A 671-nucleotide genomic window follows, 5' to 3' on the forward strand; every position below is an offset into this window, starting at 1 on the left:
CTTTCGGTAGTCGGTAGGCGTCGACGCGGGGACCGTAGCGTGTGAACCAGTCGACGGGTGCGTTGTCACGCAGCCAGTCCGGGGCGGTCGCGGCGATGGCCTCAAGCGCCGCGCGTAGCGTCTCGCCGACCAGTTCCAGGCGTTCCAGATTACGGATCGCACCGAGGACATGGGTTGAATCGGTTCGCGTTCGTCCGCCCGCCGCCAGCAGATCCGCCGCTCTGAGCCGATCGAGCACCGCCTCGAACACCAGCGCCTCGGCGGATCCGGACTCGACCAGGCGGCCACGGAACTCCGACAGGACCGAGGCGTCGAACCCCTGGTCGGTCAGATCCAGTCCCAGAAGGTACTTCCAGTCGAGCCGGCCACGGACCGCGTCGGCCGCCTGGGCGTCGGAGAGTCCTTCGGTGAACTGCAGGACGCTGACGATCGCCAGCGTCGCCGGCGAGGCGGCCGGCCGTCCACGTGCGGGAAACAGGCTCGCGAACGCTTCGTCACTGAACAGCGGGCCGAGCACGTCACGTAGCCGCATGCAGAACGTCGTCTTCGGGAACGCCGCCCTGGCCACCCGCACGGTCTGCGCGGGGATCCCATCATCCGCACGCGGGCACAACGACATCGCCACCACTCCCGACCATCAGCTCCGTCACCACCAGACAACAGCCTGAGCA

The 671-nt window shown here is 68.1% G+C and carries 1 protein-coding gene; it reads right to left on the minus strand.

The features are described 5' to 3' along the window. Positions 1-517: transposase (locus ACFHWT_RS31405; RefSeq protein WP_416598329.1), on the minus strand; the 517-nt coding region annotated here is incomplete at its 3' end. Between the last annotated feature and the right edge of the window lie 154 nt (positions 518-671).

Source organism: Micromonospora sp. LOL_021, assembly GCF_048060215.1.
Taxonomy (GTDB): Bacteria; Actinomycetota; Actinomycetes; order Mycobacteriales; family Micromonosporaceae; genus Micromonospora_E.